Origin of the sequence: Photobacterium sp. GB-56, from assembly GCF_003026105.1 — a bacterium.
Taxonomy (GTDB): domain Bacteria; phylum Pseudomonadota; class Gammaproteobacteria; order Enterobacterales; family Vibrionaceae; genus Photobacterium.
On sequence record NZ_PYNW01000008.1, the window covers coordinates 1 to 25,124 of the forward strand.

The window sequence follows — 25,124 nt, forward strand, 5'->3', positions numbered from 1 at the left end:
TGCTGCCTCTAATTTAAATTCAGCACTAAATAATCGTCTTGTTCGTTTTGTCATGATGTCACCTATCCATGTTAAGAGGTGATGATATCACCTCTGAGTAGGTGGCCAAATTTAATGTACCACTACAAACGTACGAGGTATATTATATGCGAAAATTGATGGGGAAGTGATGTTTCCTCGTATTTTGAAAGAATTACGAGCACCAAGTCGAATAACGAAAATTGCTACCTCTAGGTATAAAGTTATTTCCTTATTAGTAGACACTGAAAACGTAAATAATCCTTTATACGATAACCCGACGGATTTTCTGATTAAAGCTAAGAACTATGGTGCTCCTCAAGCTCGCCACCGTGTGATTTTATTAGGTGTTCGTGCTGACGTTGAAGGCGTTCCTGGGACGCTGGTGCGAAGAGAAAAGTAAACGATAGTAGAGCAAGTTTTATCTGATTTACCTAGGTTAAGACGTTACTGAAAAGCAATTTGAGAATGCTAAAGATCTAGATCTTTAGTCTTTTAAAAAACTTAACAGAAGTGAGGTTTAGCAAGCAACTCACCTAGGAAAAATGCCTATTCACCTGATTAAGTGGTATCTGAATAATGCTCCTACGTGTGTGCCAAATAATGAAACTCATGGCACATTTGGGGTGACTTGCTGCGCTATGCATTCAGCGCTGCGTATACCAAGATGAGTGGGGGGAACGTTACTAAGGACTAAGGACTTTCCTGACGATCTTGCACCTGAACACGAAAACTGAAAGTCGGGTACACACGCAGACCGTTTTAGAACTCAAGCCGCAAAGAAGTGCTCTACAACAGTAACTAGCCATATCTCGAAAGATGGTCACACTATGTCAAAAGCAATGCCGAAGCCTAACAGTCCGCGAAGCAGCGCGCTTACAGACGCTTCCGGATAACTACTTGTTTGAAGGAAACAGAATACAGCAGTATGTGCAAGTAGGAAATGCTGTGCCACTATATTTGGCACAGCAGATTGGCTTTGTTGTGATGGATTTACTTGCAGGTTAATTAAGCTCGCTAGTACACTGTAACCACAATAAAATTAGTTGGTTATAGGTATGTCTGATTCTCTTATTCTTAAGTTTGACCCAAATACGATCGAGCATTTGGGTGTTTCTCTATATTCAAAACTCCCGAGCGTTCTTTCGGAACTTATCAGTAACTCATGGGATGCTGATGCGGATAGTGTCAATATTGATTTCATCGAAAACGGAGATGAGAAAGAGATCATCTACGTGGACGACGGAGAAGGAATGACATTTGATGAACTGAATGATAAATACCTTGTTATTGGTCGTAACCGTCGCCGTGATACTCAACGTCAAGAAAGTACGAAAGGTCGTCCAGTAATTGGGAAGAAAGGACTTGGGAAACTTTCTGTATTTGGTATCTGTGACGAAATTGAAGTCGTTTCAATTAAAGAAGGTATGAAAAACCATTTCATTATGAACCTTCAGGAAATTAAAGATAGTCGTGGAAATGAGTACTCTCCTGAGTTGTTGGCACATAATGTACCGACATCTGTCCCTTCGGGCACAGTTATTAAGTTAAAACAAATTCGTCGAAAGAGTGGATTTAGCTTAGATGATATTGCACTGAGTTTGTCTAAAAAATTCATCATTTTTAGTGAAATGGTCACACGAATCACCAAGAATGGTGAGGCCAAGTCTGAAGTTCATATTACTAATGAGCTTAAATTTCAGACTCTTAATACGGAGTTTACTTGGTCTTTCCCCGACGAAAAGTATGACAAAAACTATGCTTATTGGGAGCAGATGAAAGGTTCAGTGATTACTCTTAAAACTCCGCTAAAAGATACGGAAATGAGAGGTATTTATCTTACTTCAAGAGGTAAAATTGTAAATGTAGCAAGTTTTTACGGAGCGCGTGACAACGATCAGTTCCATAACTATGTTACTGGATACCTAGAAGTCGACTTCATCGATGACTTTGATGATGATGTTATTTCTACAGATCGACATTCACTAAACTGGGAGCACGAAGAAACCCGCGATCTTCAAGCATACTTGCAATCCATTATTAAGGTAATTGGCAAGGAATGGCGTGAAAAACGTGCTCGAGTAAAACAAGCAGCAGTAGAAAAAAAGCACCAAGTTGGCATTGAGCAGTGGAAAGAAAATTTACCAACATTTGAACGTGAATTAGGTGACAAGATCATTACACCGATTTTAGAAAACTCCAATATTGATGTCGATGAATCAGCAGATCTTATTGGCAATGTAATGGATAAGTTTGATAACCAAGCTTATAAAGAATATGCATCTTCAATTGCCGATCTCTCTGAATCACCTGAAGATATTCCTAAGTTACTACGACTGATGGATGAGTGGAAGTCAATTGAATCGAAGCAATATCGTGATTTAGCTACATCTCGTGTTGAAGTAATTAAGCAATTCGAAAATTATATAAATACCAATACTAAAGAAGTGCCAACATTACATAATTTTCTGAAGAAGTTTTCATGGCTTTTAGATCCTCGCATTCTAGAGTTTAGAGATGAAGTGACATATTCAAAATTGCTTGAGGAAACATATCCAGACGAAGAACTTGATGAAAAAGATCGTCGAATTGATTTCTTATGTAGTAATGCCCTAGGCGAAATTCTGTATGTCATTGAAATTAAGCGTAGCACCTACAAAGTTGACGCTAAAGCCATAGAACAAGCCTATGATTACGCTTCGTTCTTGGAGGAAAGATATGCATCTGAAACTGGCTTTTCGAGAGTGGTTTGTTATGTTGTTGGCGGTAGTAAATCAGAGGATAGACGCTTTAGGTCTAAGGAGAAAACTTATGCTGAAACAGGTGAGGTCTTTGTCAAAACCTACCGAGAATTACTAGAGCAATCTAAAGAATATCATAAAGAGTTTATTGAAACTTATGATGGCTTTAATAGCTAGTAAAATGCCCCGAATTACGGGGCATTTTCTTCATGTTTAGTCAGAAAAATTTATCCGATAAGGTAGGGTGCCTAGATAAGAACTTTTCAATCTGAAATCTATCCCATGTCTCTCTCGTAATGTTACGGTTTTGTGCTATTCCGTCTAATCTATCGAGTAAAGTTGCGTCGATATAACAGTTGCACATTAAACCATAGCCATGAGCTCCATACTGATCAATGACATCAGATATACTCCCAACGTTATTTGCTGAGACAGAATGATCAGTACGCTTAGTATACTTACATTGAAAAATGAATTTCTTTGGCGGAGAACCAGCAGAAGCATTGGTCCAAATTTCTATATCTCTTCCACCATCTCGGGACTTTGATTTTCCTAGTTTTCTAATAGTATTTCGATTAAATTTGCTGTGGTGATATATAATGTTCCAACATAATTGTTCAAAAAGTTCCTCGTCAATACTTAACCAGTCAACCTCACATTCTTGACTAATTTGAAGTTCATCAAAAATACCACTTGAAATACTGGTGAGTACAGTTCCGACGGATTTAGCTTGTAGGTTACTTAGAGGAAGAATATCGAACAAAACAACACTGCAACTAGAGAACTTAAATACAACGAAGTCAGAGAATTCAGAGATGAGAACGGAAGCTCTACTTTCTCTATCGGTGAAATCTGGGTCATCATGACCAACTTGTCGAATGAATTTGCTAGCTTCAGCTCGAAACTGCTTGATTTCTGGAGTTGATACAAACAGTTCTGAGTGAAGGTTTCCTAATCTTTCTTGAAAGTCTTCTTTATCTGAAGAGTACTCTGAATAACAAGCAAGAGCCTGAACCACAGACCCCAGAGGGACCTCAATTACTTTATCTTCAGCTAGTGCATAGGAAGTATTTTTGCAATGAACGAACTCAGCATCTAAGAGAACTGATTCCTTAGAGTATCCAAATATTTCAAGCGCATTTGAAATTTTGACAGAAGATGGGACTAACCAAGCATTCCTAGATATTAGAATTTTGTCTTCAATACCAGCGCAATATGCACTTTCCCAAAAACCATACTCCCTTTCTGGGTAATCCTTTAGCTCATGCCCAAAATTGGCTCTACCGCACTCGTGGTAAGCACCATTTACTAAATTTGAAAAATAGTCTTCAACAATGTCGGGGTAATGTAGTGGCTTATCTAGCATTTGAAATTCATGTTGTAACACAGAATCTCGGACTTGATGGAATGCGTCTGAATTTGCTATCTCATCATCCTCTGGGTAACGAACAGCTAACGATAAGTTTTTTAGAGACGCTGAGAGACGAATAAGTGAGAAATCAGATATGTTAATTTCTAGTACAGAAGCATAGGGCTGCATAGAAACTCGTCTCAATATTGATGTATTTCCGAGTTTAGCCAATGTTTCAAACGCATAGGAAGCGTCTAAATAATCTGAAATCATATCAAGGTACGACCAGCATCGCCTTATTGGAACTTGAACTGTAACAATTGGAGATGATTTTACGAGTTCTTCAATTTCTTTAGAGCTCATCGATGCTAAATCTGGCGAGTCTAAGTTAATTGTGACATGGCTATTTTTCTCACAAGCCCTCATCACTTCTTCTCCATAACTAAAGCCACACGACCTACACCCCTAACTTCATCTTCTTCTACAGTTAAAGTCGAGCCATTAAAGCTGATCACTAGTTTCTTTCCTTGTAAGCGTTGAATTTCGTTTAGTGAGAGTAGGCCGTCCGTGTCGACCAAGTATGTGCCGCTAACTGCTTGACGCACTCCTTTATCAATTATTGAGGTGGAATCCCCTTCGTGAATCGCCATAGCATTTACAACTGATGCCTCATCAAGTAGTGATTTGTCAAATGTAAGTGTTTTTAATTCAGTTAATTCGCCATTGAAAATTTTGAAAGGGTCAATATCAAATAGAAACTTAGTTTCCATGCGTTTTGATTCGTGCTTTAGCGAACTTCTATTCGGAAATACCTCCCTTCTCCTAATAAAAGCCACCTCAGCGATACACCAGCATGCAGGTGAGCTCTCACCGCAATTTCATAAGGAGTTAACCCACGTTTTACCCATGTAGAGATTGTAGAAGTAGGTACACCTAGCCTTTCTGAAAATACTCGTTGACTCTTGGTTTCGGTGACTTCGATCAATCTTTGTACAAAATCCTTACCACTAAAATACGCGAAAGCGGATATCTCTTTTTGATTAGCTGGCATAAGCGATTGATAATCTTTGCTAAGGCGTAGTCAGCAAACAGTAACTTCTGACTACTTATTTAAACATTCAATGACTTAATAGGATACCACTATGCTTTCATATCAAGTAGTTTTTAATAAACCTTTCATGACGTATGTCCAATACTCTCAGTTATCAGGTGTACCGAAACGTACCATTATGGGTTGGGTTGCCGATGGCCGCTTATTTATTAAAACCAAAACAAAAGGTAAGGTAAGGAAATCCCACTCATCAATATGATCTCCTTAGTTGAAATGGCGACTCGTTAAACGATGGAAAAGTTAACGTAGGCCGCTATGCGTTTATCCTCCCTAATGCCAACCAAAGAGTATTGTCCGCTGTGGATCCATATTCTTGGTTAGGGTTTCGTTTTCATCTCATTTATCTTTAATTGAGTATTGGTTATGAACGAAATTGACTTAATGTGCGACTTCCGTGGATCTAAACAAAAAGCATTAATGAAGCGAATTGTGCATTTGCGAACTTGGATAATATGACCAAGTTAACGAAAGCCGTGTAAATACCTAACCGTGTAAGCTTGTTCAAAGCTTTTATCATCGCGTAAGTTCCTCCCCCCTTTGGTATATAAATATCTATGCATGTCATCATGTAATACTTACTTTGCTCACTCCGATCCAGTATTAGAGCGGGCTTTTTTCTCTTTTCCAGACCTGTAGTTCTTCATGAGTTACAGTTTTAGGAGGAGGCGATGACTCAAAATGATCTTTAGTCAAAAAATCCAGGCTGGAACTTTAGTGTGAAAGAAGCTTATTAATATTCTTGTTTATATCTCAGAGCTCAAAAGTTGTCGCCACTTTGTCACCATTTTTTATTTATAATTTCTAAATCTATTATTTTAGTTATTAATTTGGGCGGTAAACATTATATTGTTCAATATTTTTGATGCGATAGCGCATAATGAAGAGACGATGAAACATTCAGAGAAAAAGGGGATGTCGATTGAGCGTGAAACCTTTTTATTGAAACTGATAGCAGAAGAGCTCATCACTGTTAATGCATAAAAAAACGGAGGTATTGAGCCTCCGTTGCATTGAAATCAATCGGTGAATTATTTTACTTTCTTAAATGTCACGGTGTGACGTTCAGAGCTGATAATCAATGTGTTCTGGTTCACTAGGTAATCTGATGGACCTGTTAGCATTCTTTTTACGAATCCATCAACAATAGCTTGTTCGTTTTGAATACACATTTTACGGGTTGACGCTAAATTTTTAGTCAGTAAATTCTGGCCAGTTAGTGTCAGCTTGCCTTTTAATGTATTACAGCCGTGGTAAGTGACCGTCAAATTATTATCAATCACTAATTCTGGCTTTTTAGGTAATGCATCTACAGGCTCTGAATGCCCATCAATCGCCATTACTTCCCATGTGCTTGGAAGCGCAGCAGCATCTTTAGGAGAAGAACTACAACCAGTTAATAGTGATGTCAGTAAAAGCGTACTTAATAAAATCTTTTTCATTATTTTTCTCATGTCGTACAGCAAGAAGGTGCGTTAGATACAGGTGTTGACGATGATAAAGAGCAACGGTCAATAGTCAGATGTGTCAAAAATAACGCAATATTATTCTGTGTCTTGCTTACAAAAGTCAGATGAACATTAAAACTTAACAAGCCATGAAGTGTGACAAATAACCGTAAAAATGTAAACGGCATCTGTTTTTTATTTTTATGTTTTTATTCATTCATAAATATATGAATAATAGACGTACTCATGATCATTAAGGATAATTATTTGATGCAGAAGATTACGCTAAGTTCACCCACTGGAGATAAGTATATAACACCATCAAAAGTGGTATGTGTTGGTCGAAATTACGTTGAGCATATCTATGAGTTAAATAATGAAATTCCTACGCAACTTGTCTTGTTTACGAAACCCAATTCTGCCATTTCTCAACAACTCAAAGCTAAGCATAGTAACGATTTCCTACATTATGAAGTTGAAATTTGTTTTATGTACCAACAAGGTCAGTTTATGGCTGCGGGAGTGGGAATAGATTTAACAAAGCGAGAATTGCAAGCGACCTTAAAACAAAAGGGCCTACCGTGGGAACGAGCAAAAGCGTTTGATGGATCCGTGCTTTTTAGTGATTTCGTGCCACTTCCTAATATTGCTGAAACGGAATTTGAAGTGGTGTTTGAACAACAACAAGACGTTTTACAGCGAGGCGTTAGCTCTCAAATGATCACAAAACCTGCCGCTATTTTGCAGGAAATCCAATCATTCATGACATTAGAAGATGGTGATATTGTTATGACGGGGACACCAAAAGGTGTCGGCGAAGTGAATGCTGGTGGTCATTACACTGCAAGCCTGTATATTGATGGGCAAAGAGTGGTCGCCCAGTCATGGGATGCGGCATAGCGTGATAATCAACTGATTTTTAATTGACAAAAATTTCGCATATTTACAGCTAAGCATTGTTACAATACTTAGCTGTTTTTCTATGTTAAGAAAGTAATGTTTCAGCAAGAGCATGTGATTAAATTAGCAAATATGAAAATGCCGTTTGGTAAGTACGCCGGTCGAATCCTTATTGACTTACCTGAAGAGTATTTATTGTGGTTTCAGAAACAAGGATTTCCTGACGGTGAGTTAGGTATGCTGATGGCTTTGGCGCTTGATTTTAAAATTGAAGGTCTCGAAAGCGTGATTCGACCATTGCGCAAAGACTAAGCGTCGTTTTAATACAGGTAATAGAAAAGATTTTTAAATGAAAAAAGTATTCTCATCTATATTGCTGTTTTTGGGTGGATTGACATTGTCAGGTTGTGCCCAGCATTATGCGGCAATCAGTGATATTCCGTTTGCTGATGCTAACTTTAAACGTTGCGTCATTTTGCAAGGCAAAGTATATAGCGAACACATTACTGAGTTGAAATGTGACGGTTTACATATATCAAAAATTAAAGAATTAAGTAACTTTCCTAACTTACAACAGTTAGATTTATCACATAATCATTTAACCCAGCTTGATGTTAGTCATAATCCAAAATTAGCGCTACTTAGTGTTGAAAACAACCAGCTTAATAAATTGAATATTAAGCATAATAAAAAATTAAGAGTGCTTAATGTGAGTTTCAATCACTTAGTATCGCTTGATGTGAAAAAAAATAAAGATCTCACGTATTTAAATTATTCAGGAAATCATATTAAAGATGTGGATATTCAGAATAATCCACATTTATTAGCCCCTTATGAAAAAGCCTACATTACTAATGGCCCCTCTAATTAATCTCGTTAAAATCAGATAAGGAAAGCATTTTATGTTTAACGGAATGCATCATGTTGCGATCATATGCTCTGATTATCAGCGTTCTAAGTACTTCTATAGTCAAATATTAAAACTAGAGATCATTAATGAAACCTATAGAGCGCAACGTCAGTCGTACAAACTCGATCTACGTTTACCAGATAATAGCCAAATCGAACTGTTTTCTTTTCCTGATGCACCTCAAAGACCCAGTTATCCTGAGGCCCAAGGGCTACGTCATCTGGCGTTTTCAGTTGATGATGTGGAATCTGTAGCAGCATATTTAGTTGAACATCATATTGAGGTAGAAGCGATCCGTATTGATGAATTAACGGGAAAGAAATTTACTTTTTTTAGCGATCCAGATGGATTACCACTTGAGTTGTATCAGTCTTAACGTTGAGAAGTGTGGGTTTTTAGCTAACAAAGATATGCATATAAGGGTATATTGTATTGGTTAATAATTAATCATTGGAAGGGATGTAATGCGCAGGATTATATTTAATCAGAAAGGTGGGGTGGGTAAATCAAGTATTACCGTAAATTTAGCGGCTATTAGTGCGGCGAAAGGGTACAAGACATTGGTGATAGATCTCGATGTACAAGGTAATTCAAGCCATTATTTAGGGTTCGATATTAATCAAAAAAGCGATAAAACCATTGCTGATTTACTTAATCAAACCGCTTCTTGGTTTTCAATGGCATCACCAACATTGGATTACCCCCAACCGACCGATTATGATAATTTATTTCTTATTCCATCGAGCCCTAAGTTAGATAAATTAGAGCCAGAATTAGAACGCCGCTATAAGATTTATAAGTTACGTGAAACTTTAGATGAATTAGAAAAAGAATATGAACATATTTATATTGATACCCCACCAAACCTAAATTTCTATACTAAGTCGGGATTAATTGCGGCGCATAACTTATTGATCCCATTTGATTGTGATAGTTTTTCACAACAGGCATTGATCAATTTAATGGACAATTTAGCAGAGCTTCGAGACGATCATAATCGTGAGTTGTCATTAGAAGGTATTGTGGTCAATATGTTTAATGCCCAGGCAAATTTTCCCCGTCAAATTATTGAGAGTGTTAAAGAATTAGGCTTCCCAGTATTAGAGCCTTATCTACCTCAATCGATCAAAATGAAAGAATCACATTTTCAACAAATCCCGCTTATTCATTTCCAACCAAAGCATAAGTTAACTCAGCAATTTTCGCTATTACATCAACAATTAAGTGATGCTAAACAAGCTGTCAAAAGTTAGCCGTATTTTTTATTGCTTACAATTAAAAAGAGCGAGATTAATGCTCGCTCTTTTTCAGGTTAGTCATCTTTGTTGGGAAAATGCTTTTCGTATTCTTCCATAAAATCTTGTCGAATTTCTTGCTCTAAATGCGTCGCTTGCTCTGTTGGACAAAATAACATGAAGTGAACAATTTGCTCTCCTGTCGCACCACTACTGATATGGATGTGTGGCTCTGAGCCCGGTAAATCAACACCCGCATGTTTTTCTATCATGCTGTTATAGCGACGAGCGACGTCAATAAAATCTTCACAATGATGCTCTATTTTTTTGACCATAGTTGGTAGTAAAGGATAGAGGTTGAGGAAATTGGGTACGACGATAGAAAAGTTATGGTAAACATAACGCTTCATAAAATTGAGGTTTTTTACTGGGTAAGTGAAAAACATACTATTAGGTAAGGTTGCTGTTTTTCCTGTGTAATGATATTGGCCATGATGAAGATCGATCTCTTGGATAACCGTTGCCATCATATTGTGTTCGATGACTTCGCCGCATAACTTGCCCACTTCAATCCAGTCACCGATTCGAAACGAACGTGAGCTTGCGCGTTGAATTGATCCTGTAATACAAAGAATAATTTCTTTCGATGCGACAACAATGGCAACCGCGATCGCTGTGACAGATAATGCAAACTCATTAATTTCTGAGCGCCAAAGGATAAAGAGTAAAAGGATAAGAATAGAAAAGGTGCCATTTTTGGTTCGAGACATCCATTTTCGTTGTTCTTCTGAAAGAAAGAGTTCTTCCCCTCGAATTTTGGTCAAAACCAGACGACGGATCAGTGAAACAATCACAATGATCAGAGCACTTAGCAGTAATTTGTGTGCGATGAGGAAATTAATAACTTCCGTAACCTTATCCATCGTTATTCCTTTTTATTTCAATACATCAATAAAGAGTTATATCAAAAAAAACAGATGAATGTGTTAGAGAAATCAAAACTTTATAGAATTGGGTATAAGACAACTTGGTATTTGAAAATAGAGTACAGAGAAAAAGAGCGATAAGCTCCTTTAAAAATGTGATGAGATCTTATTTATTATCGCGTTTGTATCATTCAGTAAAAGAACGTTGGTAAGCGACGGTAATTTTTTGATGATTTAGTTGGGTGTTAATGGTGAGTGCAATATGAGGTTTTTGATAAAAACAGCCATTATCGAGGAGATAATTAGTGAAACTATCAAAAGTCCATGTTAACTGATTCTATTTAGAGCTTGATATTCATGTTAGTGTTTTCATTGGGTGTTTTTTATACGGAGGTGATGGTGAAAAAACAAGTATGGACACAGTTCAGAAGATAAAGCACAAGCATATAATGAGTTTGTAGTGTTTAGCTCAGTAACAGTCGTCTCTTTACTTGCTAGCATCGCAGGCTTAATAACATGATTGGTTGGTATCAGCTTACCCTTCTTGTCATTCCATTCATGTTCGTCATTATAGCTATGTTGTTTATGTTTAAACCTAAATTAATAGTTTCGATTTAACCTCAAAAGTAACGCTATGTTTATGATTATTTATCGTAATTTTAAGGACTTCAGTCTAAGTTTGATAAAGATAGAATCATAAAATGTAGAGAATCTCTGAGTATGAAAAGTGACATAATTCTTATCGGTAAGGGCGAAAACAAAATTGGGATCCATCCTAAATATGCCAATCGTCATGGTTTTATTGCTGGAGCAACAGGTACAGGTAAAACGGTAACACTTCAATGTTTAGCTGAGGGTTTTTCATCCCTTGGTGTCCCCGTTTTTCTTGCTGACGTAAAAGGTGACTTATCAGGTATGGCGAAGGCTGGTACTGATAACGCCGTTGTTCAAAAACGTTGTCGAGAAATTGGTATTGATGATTTTCAATTTACTTCCTTTCCCGTTGAGTTCTGGGATTTGTTTGGGAAAGAAGGGGCAAAAATCCGCGCGACGTTAGAAGACATGGGACCGCTATTATTAAGTCGTTTGTTAGATTGTAATGATGTCCAAGAAGGGCTAATTAATTTAGCGTTTGAATATGCAGAAGAAAATCAAATGCCGATGTTGGATTTGGATGATTTTTCTACCGCACTAAATTACTTAGGCGATAACTCAAAACAACTGGGTGGGATGTACGGACGTATCAGTAAGTCCTCTATTGCTGCTATTGAGCGGCGTTTATTGGGCTTTAAACGCCAAGGTGGTAGCGAGTTTTTTGGTGAGCCAGCATTGGATTACCATGATTTCATGAAAACTGCCGCAGATGGTCGAGGCATTATAAATATTCTGGATGCAAGTACCTTGATCCAATCACCAAAGTTGTACTCAACCTTCTTATTATGGTTGTTGTCTGAGCTTTATGAAAACCTACCGGAAGTCGGTGATCTCGATAAACCTAAATTTGTGTTCTTTTTCGATGAGGCTCATCTCCTGTTTGATGATGTACCGAAGGTCTTCTTAGATCAGATTGAGCAAGTGGTACGTTTGATCCGCTCTAAAGCGGTTGGGATCTATTTTGTAAGTCAAAATCCAACCGATATTCCAGATTCAGTATTAGGACAGCTGGGTAATCGCATTCAACATGCGTTACGTGCCTATACCCCAAAAGAGAGAAAAGCCGTAAAAGTTGCAGCTGAATCATTTAGGGATAACCCAAATTTAGATGTAGTTACCTTACTGGGTGAATTAGGCGTAGGTGAAGCACTAGTATCAGTATTAGAAGAGGGCGGTGTACCATCGGTAGTTGAACATGCCACTATTCGCCCTCCAGAGTCGCAAATTGGTCCTATTCGTGCTGATAAGCGCATTGAAATGCTAAACGCCAGTCAGTATTTTCAGCAATATAAAGTAGCAGTGAATCGTGAGTCAGCCCATGAGATATTAAATAAGCGCACAGAGCAGAAAAAGCAGCAAACACAAGAAGCTGAACATGATAAACAGGAACGTGCAAGTATTCGAAAACCTCGTCGCTCTCAGCGCCAAACATACACTGAATCGTTTATTAAAACCTTATTAAGGCAACTTGCGAATGCAATCGTAAGAGCGTTATTCAAGCGGCGTTAATTTGATGACTAAATCTCTTCTGTGTTATCGATAAAGAGATACGGTGTAAATCTTATATTGTTGTCGATAAATATGTTACTGAGCCCATGGCTTTTTTATAAGAAAAGCGTAAGGTCTTAAGCTTCTATTTTTAAAGGATAATAGTAGACGTGCATATTTTTACAGATAGAAAAAAAATCCTGATTGATACGCGAAGTTCTGATGAGTTCTTAGCGGGTCATGTTGAAGGTAGTGTATTTGTTGGATTTGGCGGGAAACAATTTAAATGGTGGCTTGAATTAATGCTACCGGATAAAAACATTCAATTAGACGTTATTGCTTCACCTAATAATCAAGACCAAGTAAAAGAAACATTGCAATCACTAGGTTATACCCATATCCGTTTTCAATCGCTTGAGGGGACACTGTCTCAGGTTGAACATATATCTGCTGAAACGTTAGTAACGAAGGCATCAGATCTAAATATTTTAGATGTGCGTGAACAAGATGAAATAGCAAAAGGTGCGCTACCTAATGCTGAGGCATTACCGTTATCCGATATTGTGCAAGGCAAACTGCCTTCAGAGAAAGATAACTTTGTTGTCCATTGTGCGGGTGGATACCGTTCTTTGATTGCTATCTCATTGCTTAAATTACTACGACAATGCCATTTTATTCAAATTGATGGCGGATTCTCTGCAATTAAACGCCATATATAACTGTTTTATATAAAATTAAGTCATTGATAAATAATGTTTATTGATATTGTTTTTTATAAAAGTTATCGATGGCTTTGTTTTTCTCCTTCTAAAAAAAACTTTTTTTGGCCTAAAAATAGCTTTTCGAGGGGGATTTTTAATACGGTTAAATGTTATCAAAATGTTGTTGATTGTTTGCCTCTTGTTGCAAAATCCATGAAATCTAGAAATTCTTGTACGAATATTTGTGCAAAAGAATTGATCCCTGACTTATTTTTTTTGAAAAATAGCCAGTCTCTGAAATGCTGAATACATGTTTCTACTAATAAAAAAAGTCATACCCTGTACCAGACGTAGAAGCATTATATGCTTAATGTTGAGTATAAATTCAAGGATTGAGAGATAGATTATGATTCGATTTAACCTTTGTGCAGCAGGAATATCCCTTGCACTGTCAGGCGCTGCTTTCGCGGCCCCTACGGCACCAAGCATTGATCTGTATGGTTCTAACAACCTTCAGTTCTCTAAAATTGAGCTAGCGATGGAAACAACATCTGGCTATAACGACATGGTTAAATACCATGACAAAGCTAAGATTAATGTGAAATTTAACCAATGGAGTGGTAAATCAGGCGATACTTACAACATCTATTTTGATGGTGAAAAGGTCGCATCTGGTCCAATCAAAGGTAGTCAAACCACCGCTTCTTTTGAGTACGAGCAAGGCGGCTTGTACCAAATGGAAATCGAAGCCTGTGACGAAACAGGATGTGCGAAAAGTGCGCCAGCACAAATCACCATTGCAGATACAGATGGTTCACACTTACCTCCTCTAGCAATGAATGTTGATCCAAACAACAAATCATTTGATACCGACCCAAGCGTTGTTATGGGGACGTATTTCGTTGAGTGGGGTATCTATGGCCGTGAATATACAGTAGATAACATTCCTGCAGACAACTTGACCCATATTCTTTATGGCTTCATCCCAATTTGTGGTCCAAACGAGTCTGTGAAATCGGTAGGTGGTAATAGCTTCAACGCACTACAAACTGCTTGTAAAGGTGTTAATGATTACGAAGTTGTTATCCATGACCCATGGGCTGCATTCCAAAAGAGCTTTAAGCAAGCAGGTCATGAATATAGCACACCTATCAAGGGTAACTACGCAATGCTAATGGCATTGAAACAGCGTAACCCTGATCTGAAAATTATCCCATCAATCGGTGGCTGGACATTGTCTGACCCATTCTTTGATTTTGTAGATAAAGCAAACCGTGACACATTCGTTGCCTCTGTTGAGAAATTCCTAAAAACGTGGAAATTCTATGATGGTGTAGATATTGACTGGGAATTCCCTGGTGGCGGCGGCCAAGCAGCAGATCGCGGTGATGTAGTAAAAGATGGTCCTGCTTACATTGCGTTAATGCGTGAACTGCGTGCGATGCTTGATAAGCTAGAAGCTGATACAGGTCGTACTTATGAGCTAACATCAGCAATCGGTGTTGGTTACGATAAAATTGAAGACGTTGATTATGGCGAAGCTATCCAATACATGGATTACATCTTCGCAATGACATACGACTTCTACGGCGGTTGGAACAACGTTCCTGGTCACCAAACAGCACTTTACTGTGGTAACTTCATGCGTCCTGGTCAGTGTGACGGTACTGGTCTAGATGAAAATGGCGAACCGTACAAAGGACCTGCATACACCTCTGATATTGGTATTCAGTTACTGCTCGATCAGGGCGTTCCTGCTAACAAACTGGTTCTTGGTGCTGCAATGTATGGTCGTGGTTGGACGGGTGTAACACCTGATACGCTAACAGATCCAACAGATCCAATGACAGGTACAGGTACTGGCAAACTGACGGGCAGCAAAGCTCAAGGTGTTTGGGAAGACGGCGTTATTGATTACAAAGGCATTAAATCATACATGCTTGGTGCTAACAGCCAAGGTATCAATGGCTTTGAATATGGTTACGATGAGCAAGCAGAAGCACCGTATGTGTGGAATCGTTCAACAGGTGACTTGATCACATTTGATGATGAGCGTTCTGTTAAAGCTAAAGGTAACTACGTTAAATCACTTGGTCTTGCTGGTTTATTCTCATGGGAAATTGATGCGGATAACGGTGATATCCTAAATGCAATGCATGAAGGTGTATCGGGCGCGGTGATTGATAAGCCAAACAAGGCACCAACAGCAGCAGCTGGCGTGGATCAAACGGTTTCAGGTCCTGCATCTGTAACACTTGATGGTTCAAGCTCGAAAGACTCAGATGGTAGCATTGCTAGTTATGCTTGGGAGCAAGTATCAGGTACAGCGGTAGCATTAACTGGTGCTGATTCTGCTACAGCAAGTTTTGCCGCTGCAGAAGTGGTAGAAGCTGAGCAATTAACGTTCAAACTAACAGTAACAGATAACAAAGGTGCATCGTCATCAGATACTGTTGTTGTCACTGTAACTCCTAAAGATGTTGTCGTACCACCAACAAACACGGCACCAGTTGCAAGTGTAACTGCACCACAAACAGCAAACGCTGGCGATGTAGTTGTTGTTGATGCATCAGCTTCTTCTGATGCAGATGCGGGTGATACGCTAACATTTGATTGGACATTACCAGCTGGTGTTAATGCAACAGTTAATGGTTCACAAGTACTATTTACTGCGGCTGAGTACACGCAAGACACTAACGTAGTCTTTACTGTAACGGTATCTGATGGTGAAGCAAGTTCAAGTGCTTCAGCGACAGTTGTTGTTGCTAAACATACAACGGTAGAGCCACCTGTTGATACATGTGATAACGCATGGGACGCAGCAACAGTTTACACTGGCGGTGACCAAGCGACTAAAGATGGTAAGGTTTGGGAAGCTAAGTGGTGGACACGTGGCGAAGACCCAGCGAAATCTGGTCAATGGGGTGTATGGAAAGAAGTTGGCGTAGCTAACTGTCAATAAGCGTGAAAAAATGTACTGGTGGTTAAGATTGAATTAATCATCAGACATTAACAAACACTTATTATCAATCCCTTGGTATTATTTATACCAAGGGATTTTTTATTTAACCGCGATAAAAAGATAATAAAAAACGCCCCGTTTATAGTACTGAGCGTTGAATCTTTTTAGTGCGAGCTACTAACGGCTAAGAAATGCGTAGCCTGTTGTAAATGCTGCTTCTTGGAATTGACGTAAACCGGTATCACGGAAATCAACCGCCATTGGATTACGCTTTAGCTTTTGCTTTATGTCAGCATTGGTCATGAAGTTAACATCAACATCTGGAATAAGCTGGATAGCCGATTCTAATTTAAAGCCTACTGCGCTACCTGCAAACTTACCACGCGTTTCACGGTTACGGATTACAACTTTATCTACTTGGTAATCATCCAGTAGTTTTTTAAATGCGAATTGGAAATCACGCATTTGTTGGTTATCTAGAGAATCTTCCATGATGAACTTTTGTGTACGACATTGTGGAATATCGAACATGCCATTTTGAAGTGAAAGAAGGCAAATAACCGCTTCGTTACTACGTAGCTCAACAGCACAAATTTTCATGTTAACACCTGAATCTGAATATTTTGGCGCTTATTGTAGGCGAAAAAGTGATTTGCTGTTAGTACCTATTACATTTTTATCGTTCTTTGAGTTAGAGGCGCCTAATGAGTGAGTCTTCGTAAAGGACAATGAAAGAGAGGGGAAATGAATAAGATATGTAAACGCATTTTTTCGTAATGGTATAGCGTTGCATTATTTTATGATGAACTACATCGTAAAAATCAAATCATTTTAAGATTGTTAAAAAGTAATATGAATAATTACTACTAAGTATTTTGCGTGGTAGTAGTGACAATGTTTCTTAATTTTTTAAGGGTAATATCGGTTTTTTTTTGTAGAAAGAATGGCTCTGATACAGCAAAGTTAGATTTAGCTATCAATGTTTTAGTGCGTTGTATGAAACAACCAATCATGTATTTAGGGCTATTATTGTTAACCATGGTTGTTTCGGTTAACGCAAGAGCTGATAGTGATCATTTATTATTACCTCAAGATCCGGCTTGGATCACTGGAAAGCTTGTTACAGGTTTTACATATCACATATTGCCAGTTGATGAGCAAAGCGATCGAATACAGTTATATCTTCGCGTTAAAGCGGGCTCTGTACAAGAAACGGATCAGCAAAAAGGTTATGCTCATTTGCTTGAGCATATGGCATTTAATGGCACAAAACATTTTCCTAAAAACGAAATTATCAGGCTTTTTGAGCAAGCTGGATTAGAGTTTGGCCGTGATCTAAATGCTTTTACAAGTTTTGAAAATACCGTCTATCAACTAAGCATTCCTGAGGGTAATGAGCAATTATTAAAAAAAGTTTTACAATATTTAGCTGATATTAGTTATCAAATAAATTTGGAACAAGATGAAATAGCGAAAGAGATTGGTGTTGTCCAAGGTGAAATTTATTCTCGTGCTAATTTAATTGATAATCCTTATATTGCTTATATGGAGAATTTTGGTGAGGGAACTAAATATCAATATCAGAAAATAACAGGTACAGTTAATAGTATAAAGAAAGCTACACATAAAGGTCTTAAGGCTTACTATGATAGTTGGTATCACCCTACTAATATGGAGCTTTTAATTGTAGGAAATGTAAAAGAGAAGACCACAGTTAAATTTATAAAAGAACAGTTCTCTGATTTTAAAGGGTATCGTCAATTAGAGTTGAAACAACCACCGCATTTACCAACCTTTAAGCAAACGCCTTTTACCGTTTTTAGCTCACAGATAAAAGAAGAAACGTCATCGCTTGTATTTAATTTGTCAGATTATCAATATAAAACGTATCAAGATGATTATCATAATAGATTAGTTAACTTTTTGAATCAATTGATTAATCATCGTTTAACGCGAAGTAATGAGTTGTTAAAAACACCTTATAAATATGCATATTCTTATCTTGGGACACCGAATGATGCCGGTAATAAGTGGGTTTACTCATTAGGTGTTGGTCATGATAATTTTTATAAGAATAGAAGCGGAGCAATAAAATTTTTAGCAACTGAAGTGGCTAGATTACATCAATATGGTTTCACCAATGAAGAGTTTGAGCTACAAAAAAATTTATTATCAGCACAGATAATAAAATCAAATGTTGATTATAAAAATCAGAAATCAGTTGATATTATAAACAGAGCGTTAGATTCATTAATACATAATAAAGTGAATGTTTCTCCATCGTTAGATAACACTTTAGCGAAAAAATTTTTAGCTGAAATACGTTTAGATGAAATTAATAATTTTACGTATGAAGTATTAGTTAACCCACAATTTAGCGCGTTTTATACAAAAGGGGCAGGGGCTCCAGATACAGATAAGATTATTGCTGATATTCAGCAGATTCTTTTGACTAAGCAGAGTCTACCTAATGGTAGTTTGGTCACAGAGAGTAAAGCATTAATCGTCAATTTACCTTCCTTAGGTAAAATTGTTAAAAGTAGTGATCATCCTAAATATAATATGCAAGAATTACATTTAGACAATGGCGTCGCGGTTTTATTACAGCCTGATGCCAGTGCTGATGGAAAAGTGTATTTAGAATTTTCAGCGCCAGGTGGTATTACAATACTTGATCCTAAATATAGAGCTGCTGCTGTTGCGTTAACCGATATATATTTTAACAGTGGTTTGTCAGGTATGACGAATCAGCAAACGACACAGTTGTTTCAACTCAATAATACTCAGCTAATTCCTTATATTAGCAATACTACACAAGGCTTCACGATAGAAACGGTGGCAGACAATTTAGATTTTGCGATGTCGAGTATTTATGCTGCTATGTTAAACGGAGAAATTGATGACACTGTGTTTCATCATGTTAAGCAATCTATGATTCAATGGACCAGAAATAATGATCCTAACTTTGAGTCGGTCACGAAAGGTGACTTGTTTTCACATAATCCTTATGAAGGTAAGTTATCACTTAAACAGTTATATGATCTTGATAAAGACAAAGTCAAAACTGTATATAAGTGGTTATTTGGTCATGCGAATGGGTATAAACTCACTGTAATTGGTGATTTTGAACCGTTAAAAGCGAAAGCCTTAATAGAAAAATATATAGGTAGCTTACCAGAAGGCAAAAAGCACCAATATACAACGAAAAAACAACCCGTTTTAAATAAGAAGGTACGTTTAAAAAGAGGTATTAATAAATTAGATCGTGCAGATTTAGTGTTTAATTTTATTTTTGAGGCAACAGAACCGAATATTAAAGATATCTATGCGTCAGATCTTATCTCTCGAATCTTACAAAGAAAAATGCTTACCTATGTTAGAGAAGAACTCTCGCTGACCTATTCACCTAACGCTTGGTGTGGCTCTGCAACACCTGGAAGTAATTATGCACGATGTCAGATAAACGTGGTAACTGATAAAAAAGATGCAAAAAAAGGTATTGAGGCGGTGGAGTATGCATTAGCTGATCTTTATAAAACAGGAGTACCGCAATTTGAGTTGGATGAGCATAAAAAAGCTTTAGTTTTAGCGATGCTTGATAATGATAAGTTGCCGAAAGATCGGGCTTGGTTTGTTCATCGAGATTTTATCAATGGCTTTCCTATCGGTGCAGTTCTAGAGCCACAAACTGTGGTTGATGAAATTGATAAGGCTTATATTGACTCATTGATTAACCACTATTTAAAAAATGCGGGGCAGGTCACTTTAACTGTTTTACCTTAGCGTTTTTCAGTGATAAAGCTTTTTAAATTAAATAAGGATAATAAAACTAGAAAACTGTTCCATATTTCTATATTCATGACGTTTTAGTCAGTGTAATTGCATCGATAATGGTGAAATAGGGAAGGGGAAAATCGCATTTGTTCTGTTTTTAGTTACGGTTATTTTTAGCAAACTGAGTACAGTTTCTAGAGAGGAGAACCGTTATGACTATAACGAATGTGATGTCGCAATTTTACCTTCAACGTCTTAATGATACTGAAAATAACGAAGAATATGATGCCATAATCAAAATGCTTACGTTATGTAACTGGGTGCCTCGTGTTCAAGATGAAGAAGAATAAGTGTGTAGCTAGAAACCGCCAATAAAAGAACGTTATTGGCGGTGTAAATTCTTTCGTATTAGCTACGTTTTGCAGGTGTGTACGAACGACCTGCAGCTTGATACGTTTCTTTATCGTTAATTTCAAAGGTCGTGTAGAAGAACCATGCAATGAAGCGCATCAGCTCATCATTAGCATTCATTACCCACTCGGCAAACTCTTCTTCTTCGCCTTGATCGTTTTCTTGAGTGAAAACGTGGTAAATACGCTGTTGCCCGTCGATTTCAGCAAGACTAAAGTGACCAATCATTGCTGCTGCTGTTTCTGCAATTTCAGGCTCATCGTTGTCTTTTAAGGCATTTAGGATCGCTGAAACGCTATCGAGTGCTGCCAATTCTTTTACTAAAATCTCAAATTCTTCTTGTTGCATGCTTAATATCTCTGTGACGTTTTACGTTATTGTAATCGTAATTAAATCGACGACCTAATTTTTCCATAGAAAGAGGAGTACTGGCCTTAATCGTTTTTCGGTTGAGAATAAATTGGGCCTAATAGTTCGAGTTGGGTCAGGTACATACGCATATCGAACTCCAATTGGTGATAGCGAGGTTCCATATGGCAACATAATGCGTAGAACGCTTTATTGTGTTCTTTCTCTCGCAAGTGTGCCAATTCATGAACCACAATCATACGCAGGAATTCAAGTGGCGCAGACTTAAATACGGAAGCAATACGGATTTCATGCTTGGCTTTTAGCTTACTTCCATGAACACGCGAGATGAAGGTATGTAGGCCTAGTGCATGATTAATAACGTTGATCTTATTATCATAAGCGACTTTACTGATCGGTGCTGATTTTTTTAGATAGGCATTTTTAAGTTCAACGACATAATCATACAGTGCTTTTTCTGTTTTGATGTTATGTGGCGTCGGGTAGCGCTTTAAGAGCAGTGTCTTGAGCGTATCATTATCGATAAGCTGTTGTACTTGCTCAGTAAGATGAGTTGGGTAACCCTGTAGATATTTTAGTGGCTGCATAACGTGACAAAATAGATAAAACGGTCATGCTATAAGTTGATCGCATTTGAGGCAAATAAAATATCTACTGGATGTAATTATATCTATAATATCAAAGTGATATCTTAATCTGTTTTAGAAGGCTCTCTGTATGTCGTTGCGTGTCCCTCCTCCAATATTATTGTTATTATCCGTGTTAGCCATGTACTTACTTTCTCGCTTTTATCCGATTCTAACCATTGACTTTAGTGGTAAGAGTTTTCTGGTTTCGGTGTTGTGTTTTATTGGCGCTATCCCAGGATTTACAGCGATAATTGCGTTTGCAAAGGCCAATACAACAATTGATCCCCGCCATCCACAGAAAACATCACGGTTGGTGACGACCGGTATTTATCGCTTTACGCGTAACCCAATGTATATAGGGTTAGTCTTTTTTCTATTAGCTGTTGCTTTTTATTTTTCTGCGCTGAGTTGCTTTGTGATCGTACCTGTTTTTATATGGGTGATGAACAATTTTCAAATAGAGCCAGAAGAAGAGGTATTACTCGCTATGTTTGGTGAAGAATATTTGCAATATTGCAGAAATGTTCGTCGTTGGTGTTAATACGTCAGACGATATTAATTGATAATAGAGAGTGTAAGGAAAATAACGGTTTACCTCGACGTCATTTTCTTTACACTTGCGAGCACGTGAGTTTATTACTTAAAAGATTAAGTAATAAAGAGACAAAAGAAAACTGAGGGAAAACGAATGAGCAAAGCGAAAATTGGTATTGTTACGGTAAGTGATCGCGCAAGTGCTGGCATTTATGAAGACATTTCAGGCCAAGCGATTATCGATACGCTAAATGATTATTTAACCTCAGAGTGGGAGCCTGTTTATAAGGTGATCCCTGATGAGCAAGATGTGATTGAAGCAACACTTATTACAATGGCAGACGAAGAAAATTGCAGCCTTATTGTTACGACAGGCGGCACTGGCCCTGCTAAGCGTGACGTGACACCTGAAGCGACTGAAGCGGTTTGCGATCGTATGATGCCAGGTTTTGGTGAATTGATGCGTGCTGAATCACTTAAGTTTGTACCCACTGCGATATTGTCTCGCCAAACTGCGGGTTTACGTGGCGATAGCTTAATTGTTAATTTACCAGGTAAGCCTAAATCGATTCGCGAATGCTTAGATGCTGTTTTTCCTGCAATTCCATACTGTATTGATTTAATGGATGGTCCATTCTTAGAATGTGATGATGCGGTGATAAAGCCTTTTAGACCAAAACAGAAGTAATATAGCGCTATAAATAAAAAAGTAACCTTATGGTTACTTTTTTATTTAGCCAGAGTAAAAAGGCAGTGTATATATATACAGTATTATGAGTTCCATATCTTTTCTTGTTATTTTTTTGTAAATGAAATTAGTACTTGCTCACGAAATTAAGCATAATATAAATATGAATTCCAAAATTATTTATTCATATTCTCAAAACTGAAATTCAAAAAAACACGTAAAAAATAAAATCATTTAAAAACATATAGTTAGTTATTTTTGTTTTTTAAATATATACTTAAACTTATATTTGGTGCCTTTTTGAACAGTATTTGACTTTATATTAATCATTTGTTTTTCAATTGCTATTATAATATTCTATGCGACCAAAGAGGAACATCTCTGATATTTATTACACATACTGTGTATTTATCCATTATATAAATAAACAGTATGTTTTATGGTTTTTAAAGCAGGCTAGAATATGGATGTTAAACAAAGCTGGGGTTTTATTTCAATTTCAATTGGCGTTGTATCGCTATTATGGGCAAGTATTTCTTTAAGTGGTATGGTCGGACAAGAGCACGTACTAATGGAAATGGGTGCATATATTCATGCGAGCAGTACTGATTTGCCTAATGCCAATTATGCAGAAAAAGTTTTAGCCGCTGAGCGTCATAAAAACTTTGTGGTGTTATTAACGGGCCTTGTAATGGCATTGATCGGCTCGATCATGGTTAAAGGTCGATTTAACAAGTTTTAAATTACTTTTTCTTATCAGGATACCGCAACCATGTATGTTAAAAGTACATGGTTGCGGTGTATAAACCGATATTACTGCGCAGATTGTGGTGTTACGTCTTTGGGTACGTAAGCTTTCGTTCCCCAAAGAGGCACAGTTGATAAGCTATGCTTGTAACTGCCTGATGTTTCTTTTGTTGAGTATGATAAATACATCAATGTTTCAGAAGCAGGATCATAAATACGACGAATTTTCATTGTTTTAAAGAAAATACTTTTCGACTTTTTAAATACCACTTCACCCGATTTCGATTTGTCTATTTTTGCAATCATATCAGGTGTAATTTCACCTGTTTGACGACATGAAATCGATGAATCGGATGGATCTGCAAGGCTTAAATCTGCCTCAATACTTGCTATATGACAGGTAACACCGGGCACTAATGGGTCAACTAAAGTATTTAATTTAATATCTTTGGTGGTAAATACCCCTAGTGATACATCGCCAACTTCATTATCTGAACAACCACTTGTTAATAGCGCTGATGCTACCAATCCTGCCACCATTATGGCTTTTTTCATTACTCTCTCCTTAGTCTATTCGCCGTAATCGATTTGTTTTTATTTACGGTAGATCGAATATATAGCTTTATACGTGAAAAATGTCTTATTTTCACTAAACGTTTGATATTTAAACCACATATTAAGGTTTTGCTATTTTTAGGACAAAAAAAACCGAGATACGGCTTGAGTAACTCGGATAAGTGGCGCTACAAGGCTCCAAATCAAAAATGTTTTGTTAGAGGAAATGCATGAAAATCGAACAATATTGGTCATCGTTGATAGTTGTACGAAAAAAAAATAAGAAAAGTTTAAATTTATTTTTATTTGTTTATCTGTATGTTTATTAAAGGTTTTATAGAGTTAGGATAGGGCATGTTAGATTTAAAAAATGTTATACTTATAACGTTTTTTCAAAATTGTGCTTTTCAGAATGAATAAATACACATAGGATAAATGTAACGGTATTGTTACAGGGAAATTTGTTAGGGACTTCACAGTTACTGTCTATGGGAGGATATTATGTCGAATATTCTTACTTTTCCAGTAAAAGAACAACCGAGAGAACGGACACCTTTAGAAACCATTGTTGAGCAGGAACTGCTTGATTTAAATGCTGATCAATACATGATTGATGTCGTTTTAGAGCGAATGGAGAAGTTTTTGGCTCTAGCATCTTTTGAGTTTGATTTAAAAATGAAGGTATCAAAGGAATGTTTAGATGAAATGCATGAGAACGTATTTCCTGCTATATCGGAAATGCAAGCGTCAGTTCGTGACAACATGAATGAAATTCTGACAGAACGTGTATTACATGAGATCCGTCTTTATAATCTTGAAATGCAAGCAGTAAGATAATATATCTATTTTTTTGAGTATCGACTTTGTTACAGATAGCGTTTATAAATAATTTACCGATATAAAGCCACTTTAAACAGTGGCTTTATTTTTGTCATTAAAACGGCAATAGATTGAAACCCCTTCGTCATTTATCCT

At 37.3% G+C, this 25,124-nt stretch carries 24 protein-coding genes and 4 pseudogenes; 20 read left to right on the forward strand and 8 right to left on the reverse strand.

What is annotated here, in order from left to right; translation table 11 throughout:
* Window positions 1–169 precede the first annotated feature (169 nt).
* The 3 genes from C9J42_RS12240 to C9J42_RS12250 all read left to right on the forward strand — a co-directional run bounded on the left by C9J42_RS12240 (window position 170) and on the right by C9J42_RS12250 (window position 2,936).
* Window positions 170–421 carry a DNA cytosine methyltransferase gene (locus tag C9J42_RS12240; protein ID WP_107302040.1) on the forward strand — a complete coding sequence of 84 codons (252 nt, stop codon included), beginning with the start codon at window positions 170–172 and terminating at the stop codon, window positions 419–421.
* 416 nt (window positions 422–837) lie between these two features.
* Window positions 838–1,026 carry a DNA cytosine methyltransferase gene (locus tag C9J42_RS21625; RefSeq protein WP_199189325.1) on the forward strand — a complete coding sequence of 63 codons (189 nt, stop codon included), beginning with the start codon at window positions 838–840 and terminating at the stop codon, window positions 1,024–1,026.
* 50 nt (window positions 1,027–1,076) lie between these two features.
* The gene (locus tag C9J42_RS12250) at window positions 1,077–2,936 is read left to right on the forward strand and encodes an ATP-binding protein (RefSeq protein WP_107302041.1); all 1,860 of its coding nucleotides are present in this window, start codon (window positions 1,077–1,079) and stop codon (window positions 2,934–2,936) included.
* Window positions 2,937–2,976: 40 nt separating this feature from the next.
* On the opposite strand, the gene C9J42_RS12255 is transcribed toward C9J42_RS12250, so the two are convergent.
* A complete protein-coding gene (locus C9J42_RS12255; protein ID WP_146144301.1) occupies window positions 2,977–4,539 on the reverse strand; it encodes a hypothetical protein in 1,563 nt (520 codons plus the stop codon).
* Window positions 4,536–5,161, reverse strand: a pseudogene (locus C9J42_RS12260) (helix-turn-helix domain-containing protein). Before C9J42_RS12260 ends, C9J42_RS12255 begins: the two are co-directional and overlap by 4 nt.
* Before the next feature lie 91 nt (window positions 5,162–5,252).
* On the opposite strand from C9J42_RS12260, the pseudogene C9J42_RS12265 reads away from it, so the two are divergent.
* The 3 pseudogenes from C9J42_RS12265 to C9J42_RS12275 all read left to right on the forward strand — a co-directional run.
* A pseudogene (locus C9J42_RS12265) lies at window positions 5,253–5,449 on the forward strand (hypothetical protein).
* A gap of 135 nt (window positions 5,450–5,584) precedes the next feature.
* A pseudogene (locus C9J42_RS21845) lies at window positions 5,585–5,697 on the forward strand (transcriptional regulator); the annotation flags it as partial.
* A 367-nt stretch (window positions 5,698–6,064) separates the two neighbouring features.
* Window positions 6,065–6,202: pseudogene (locus C9J42_RS12275) on the forward strand (DNA mismatch repair protein MutT); the annotation flags it as partial.
* Window positions 6,203–6,249: 47 nt separating this feature from the next.
* On the opposite strand, the gene C9J42_RS12280 reads toward C9J42_RS12275, so the two are convergent.
* The gene (locus C9J42_RS12280) at window positions 6,250–6,660 is read right to left on the reverse strand and encodes an META domain-containing protein (RefSeq protein WP_107207064.1); all 411 of its coding nucleotides are present in this window, start codon (window positions 6,658–6,660) and stop codon (window positions 6,250–6,252) included.
* Between the two features lie 276 nt (window positions 6,661–6,936).
* Here C9J42_RS12280 and C9J42_RS12285 point away from each other — a divergent pair, with 276 nt between their 5' ends.
* The 5 genes from C9J42_RS12285 to C9J42_RS12305 all read left to right on the forward strand — a co-directional run bounded on the left by C9J42_RS12285 (window position 6,937) and on the right by C9J42_RS12305 (window position 9,729).
* Window positions 6,937–7,566: a fumarylacetoacetate hydrolase family protein gene (locus C9J42_RS12285; protein WP_107287350.1), complete on the forward strand. Its 630-nt coding sequence runs from the start codon at window positions 6,937–6,939 to the stop codon at window positions 7,564–7,566.
* Window positions 7,567–7,662: 96 nt separating this feature from the next.
* Window positions 7,663–7,878: a DUF3820 family protein gene (locus C9J42_RS12290; RefSeq protein ID WP_107207062.1), complete on the forward strand. Its 216-nt coding sequence runs from the start codon at window positions 7,663–7,665 to the stop codon at window positions 7,876–7,878.
* Between the two features lie 37 nt (window positions 7,879–7,915).
* The gene (locus C9J42_RS12295; RefSeq protein WP_107207061.1) at window positions 7,916–8,437 is read left to right on the forward strand and encodes a hypothetical protein; all 522 of its coding nucleotides are present in this window, start codon (window positions 7,916–7,918) and stop codon (window positions 8,435–8,437) included.
* 31 nt (window positions 8,438–8,468) lie between these two features.
* Window positions 8,469–8,852: a VOC family protein gene (locus C9J42_RS12300; protein ID WP_107207060.1), complete on the forward strand. Its 384-nt coding sequence runs from the start codon at window positions 8,469–8,471 to the stop codon at window positions 8,850–8,852.
* 88 nt (window positions 8,853–8,940) lie between these two features.
* Window positions 8,941–9,729, forward strand: a complete 789-nt coding sequence (locus C9J42_RS12305) for a ParA family protein (protein WP_107259872.1) — start codon at window positions 8,941–8,943, stop codon at window positions 9,727–9,729.
* Window positions 9,730–9,788: 59 nt separating this feature from the next.
* Here the strand turns inward: C9J42_RS12305 and C9J42_RS12310 are convergent, their stop codons facing one another.
* The gene (locus C9J42_RS12310) at window positions 9,789–10,634 is read right to left on the reverse strand and encodes a mechanosensitive ion channel family protein (protein ID WP_107207058.1); all 846 of its coding nucleotides are present in this window, start codon (window positions 10,632–10,634) and stop codon (window positions 9,789–9,791) included.
* Between the two features lie 723 nt (window positions 10,635–11,357).
* Here C9J42_RS12310 and C9J42_RS12315 point away from each other — a divergent pair.
* The 3 genes from C9J42_RS12315 to C9J42_RS12325 all read left to right on the forward strand — a co-directional run bounded on the left by C9J42_RS12315 (window position 11,358) and on the right by C9J42_RS12325 (window position 16,442).
* Window positions 11,358–12,800, forward strand: coding sequence for a helicase HerA-like domain-containing protein (locus tag C9J42_RS12315; RefSeq protein WP_107287351.1), 1,443 nt, complete (start codon window positions 11,358–11,360; stop codon window positions 12,798–12,800).
* A 149-nt stretch (window positions 12,801–12,949) separates the two neighbouring features.
* Complete coding sequence (locus C9J42_RS12320; protein WP_107246869.1) at window positions 12,950–13,498, forward strand: rhodanese-like domain-containing protein; 549 nt, start codon at window positions 12,950–12,952, stop codon at window positions 13,496–13,498.
* Window positions 13,499–13,886: 388 nt separating this feature from the next.
* Window positions 13,887–16,442, forward strand: a complete 2,556-nt coding sequence (locus C9J42_RS12325) for a glycosyl hydrolase family 18 protein (protein WP_107287352.1) — start codon at window positions 13,887–13,889, stop codon at window positions 16,440–16,442.
* A gap of 177 nt (window positions 16,443–16,619) precedes the next feature.
* Here C9J42_RS12325 and C9J42_RS12330 read toward each other — a convergent pair whose 3' ends face one another.
* Window positions 16,620–17,042, reverse strand: coding sequence for a DUF3010 family protein (locus tag C9J42_RS12330; RefSeq protein ID WP_006644285.1), 423 nt, complete (start codon window positions 17,040–17,042; stop codon window positions 16,620–16,622).
* 396 nt (window positions 17,043–17,438) lie between these two features.
* Here C9J42_RS12330 and C9J42_RS12335 point away from each other — a divergent pair, with 396 nt between their 5' ends.
* Both C9J42_RS12335 and C9J42_RS21630 read left to right on the forward strand, forming a co-directional pair.
* The gene (locus tag C9J42_RS12335; RefSeq protein ID WP_158259277.1) at window positions 17,439–20,225 is read left to right on the forward strand and encodes a pitrilysin family protein; all 2,787 of its coding nucleotides are present in this window, start codon (window positions 17,439–17,441) and stop codon (window positions 20,223–20,225) included.
* A 203-nt stretch (window positions 20,226–20,428) separates the two neighbouring features.
* Window positions 20,429–20,566: a hypothetical protein gene (locus tag C9J42_RS21630; protein ID WP_181316924.1), complete on the forward strand. Its 138-nt coding sequence runs from the start codon at window positions 20,429–20,431 to the stop codon at window positions 20,564–20,566.
* Between the two features lie 58 nt (window positions 20,567–20,624).
* Here the strand turns inward: C9J42_RS21630 and C9J42_RS12340 are convergent, their stop codons facing one another.
* On the reverse strand, window positions 20,625–20,975 hold the full coding sequence (locus C9J42_RS12340; protein ID WP_005364069.1) for a hypothetical protein: 351 nt from the start codon (window positions 20,973–20,975) through the stop codon (window positions 20,625–20,627).
* An 86-nt stretch (window positions 20,976–21,061) separates the two neighbouring features.
* Entirely contained in the window at window positions 21,062–21,583 is a 522-nt protein-coding gene (locus C9J42_RS12345; RefSeq protein WP_107207053.1) for a M48 family metallopeptidase, read from the reverse strand.
* 130 nt (window positions 21,584–21,713) lie between these two features.
* Here C9J42_RS12345 and C9J42_RS12350 point away from each other — a divergent pair, with 130 nt between their 5' ends.
* The 3 genes from C9J42_RS12350 (at window position 21,714) to C9J42_RS12360 (ending at window position 23,589) form a co-directional block, all read left to right on the forward strand.
* Complete coding sequence (locus C9J42_RS12350; protein WP_107207052.1) at window positions 21,714–22,166, forward strand: isoprenylcysteine carboxylmethyltransferase family protein; 453 nt, start codon at window positions 21,714–21,716, stop codon at window positions 22,164–22,166.
* A 147-nt stretch (window positions 22,167–22,313) separates the two neighbouring features.
* The gene (gene mog, locus C9J42_RS12355) at window positions 22,314–22,847 is read left to right on the forward strand and encodes a molybdopterin adenylyltransferase (RefSeq protein ID WP_107259863.1); all 534 of its coding nucleotides are present in this window, start codon (window positions 22,314–22,316) and stop codon (window positions 22,845–22,847) included.
* A 463-nt stretch (window positions 22,848–23,310) separates the two neighbouring features.
* Window positions 23,311–23,589 (forward strand): molybdenum cofactor biosynthesis protein, encoded by a 279-nt coding sequence (locus C9J42_RS12360; RefSeq protein WP_107207051.1) that lies wholly within the window; start codon window positions 23,311–23,313, stop codon window positions 23,587–23,589.
* Window positions 23,590–23,660: 71 nt separating this feature from the next.
* On the opposite strand, the gene C9J42_RS12365 is transcribed toward C9J42_RS12360, so the two are convergent.
* Window positions 23,661–24,149, reverse strand: a complete 489-nt coding sequence (locus tag C9J42_RS12365) for a CreA family protein (RefSeq protein ID WP_045152230.1) — start codon at window positions 24,147–24,149, stop codon at window positions 23,661–23,663.
* 501 nt (window positions 24,150–24,650) lie between these two features.
* Here C9J42_RS12365 and C9J42_RS12370 point away from each other — a divergent pair.
* Window positions 24,651–24,986: a hypothetical protein gene (locus C9J42_RS12370; RefSeq protein ID WP_005364081.1), complete on the forward strand. Its 336-nt coding sequence runs from the start codon at window positions 24,651–24,653 to the stop codon at window positions 24,984–24,986.
* Window positions 24,987–25,124: the final 138 nt, after the last annotated feature.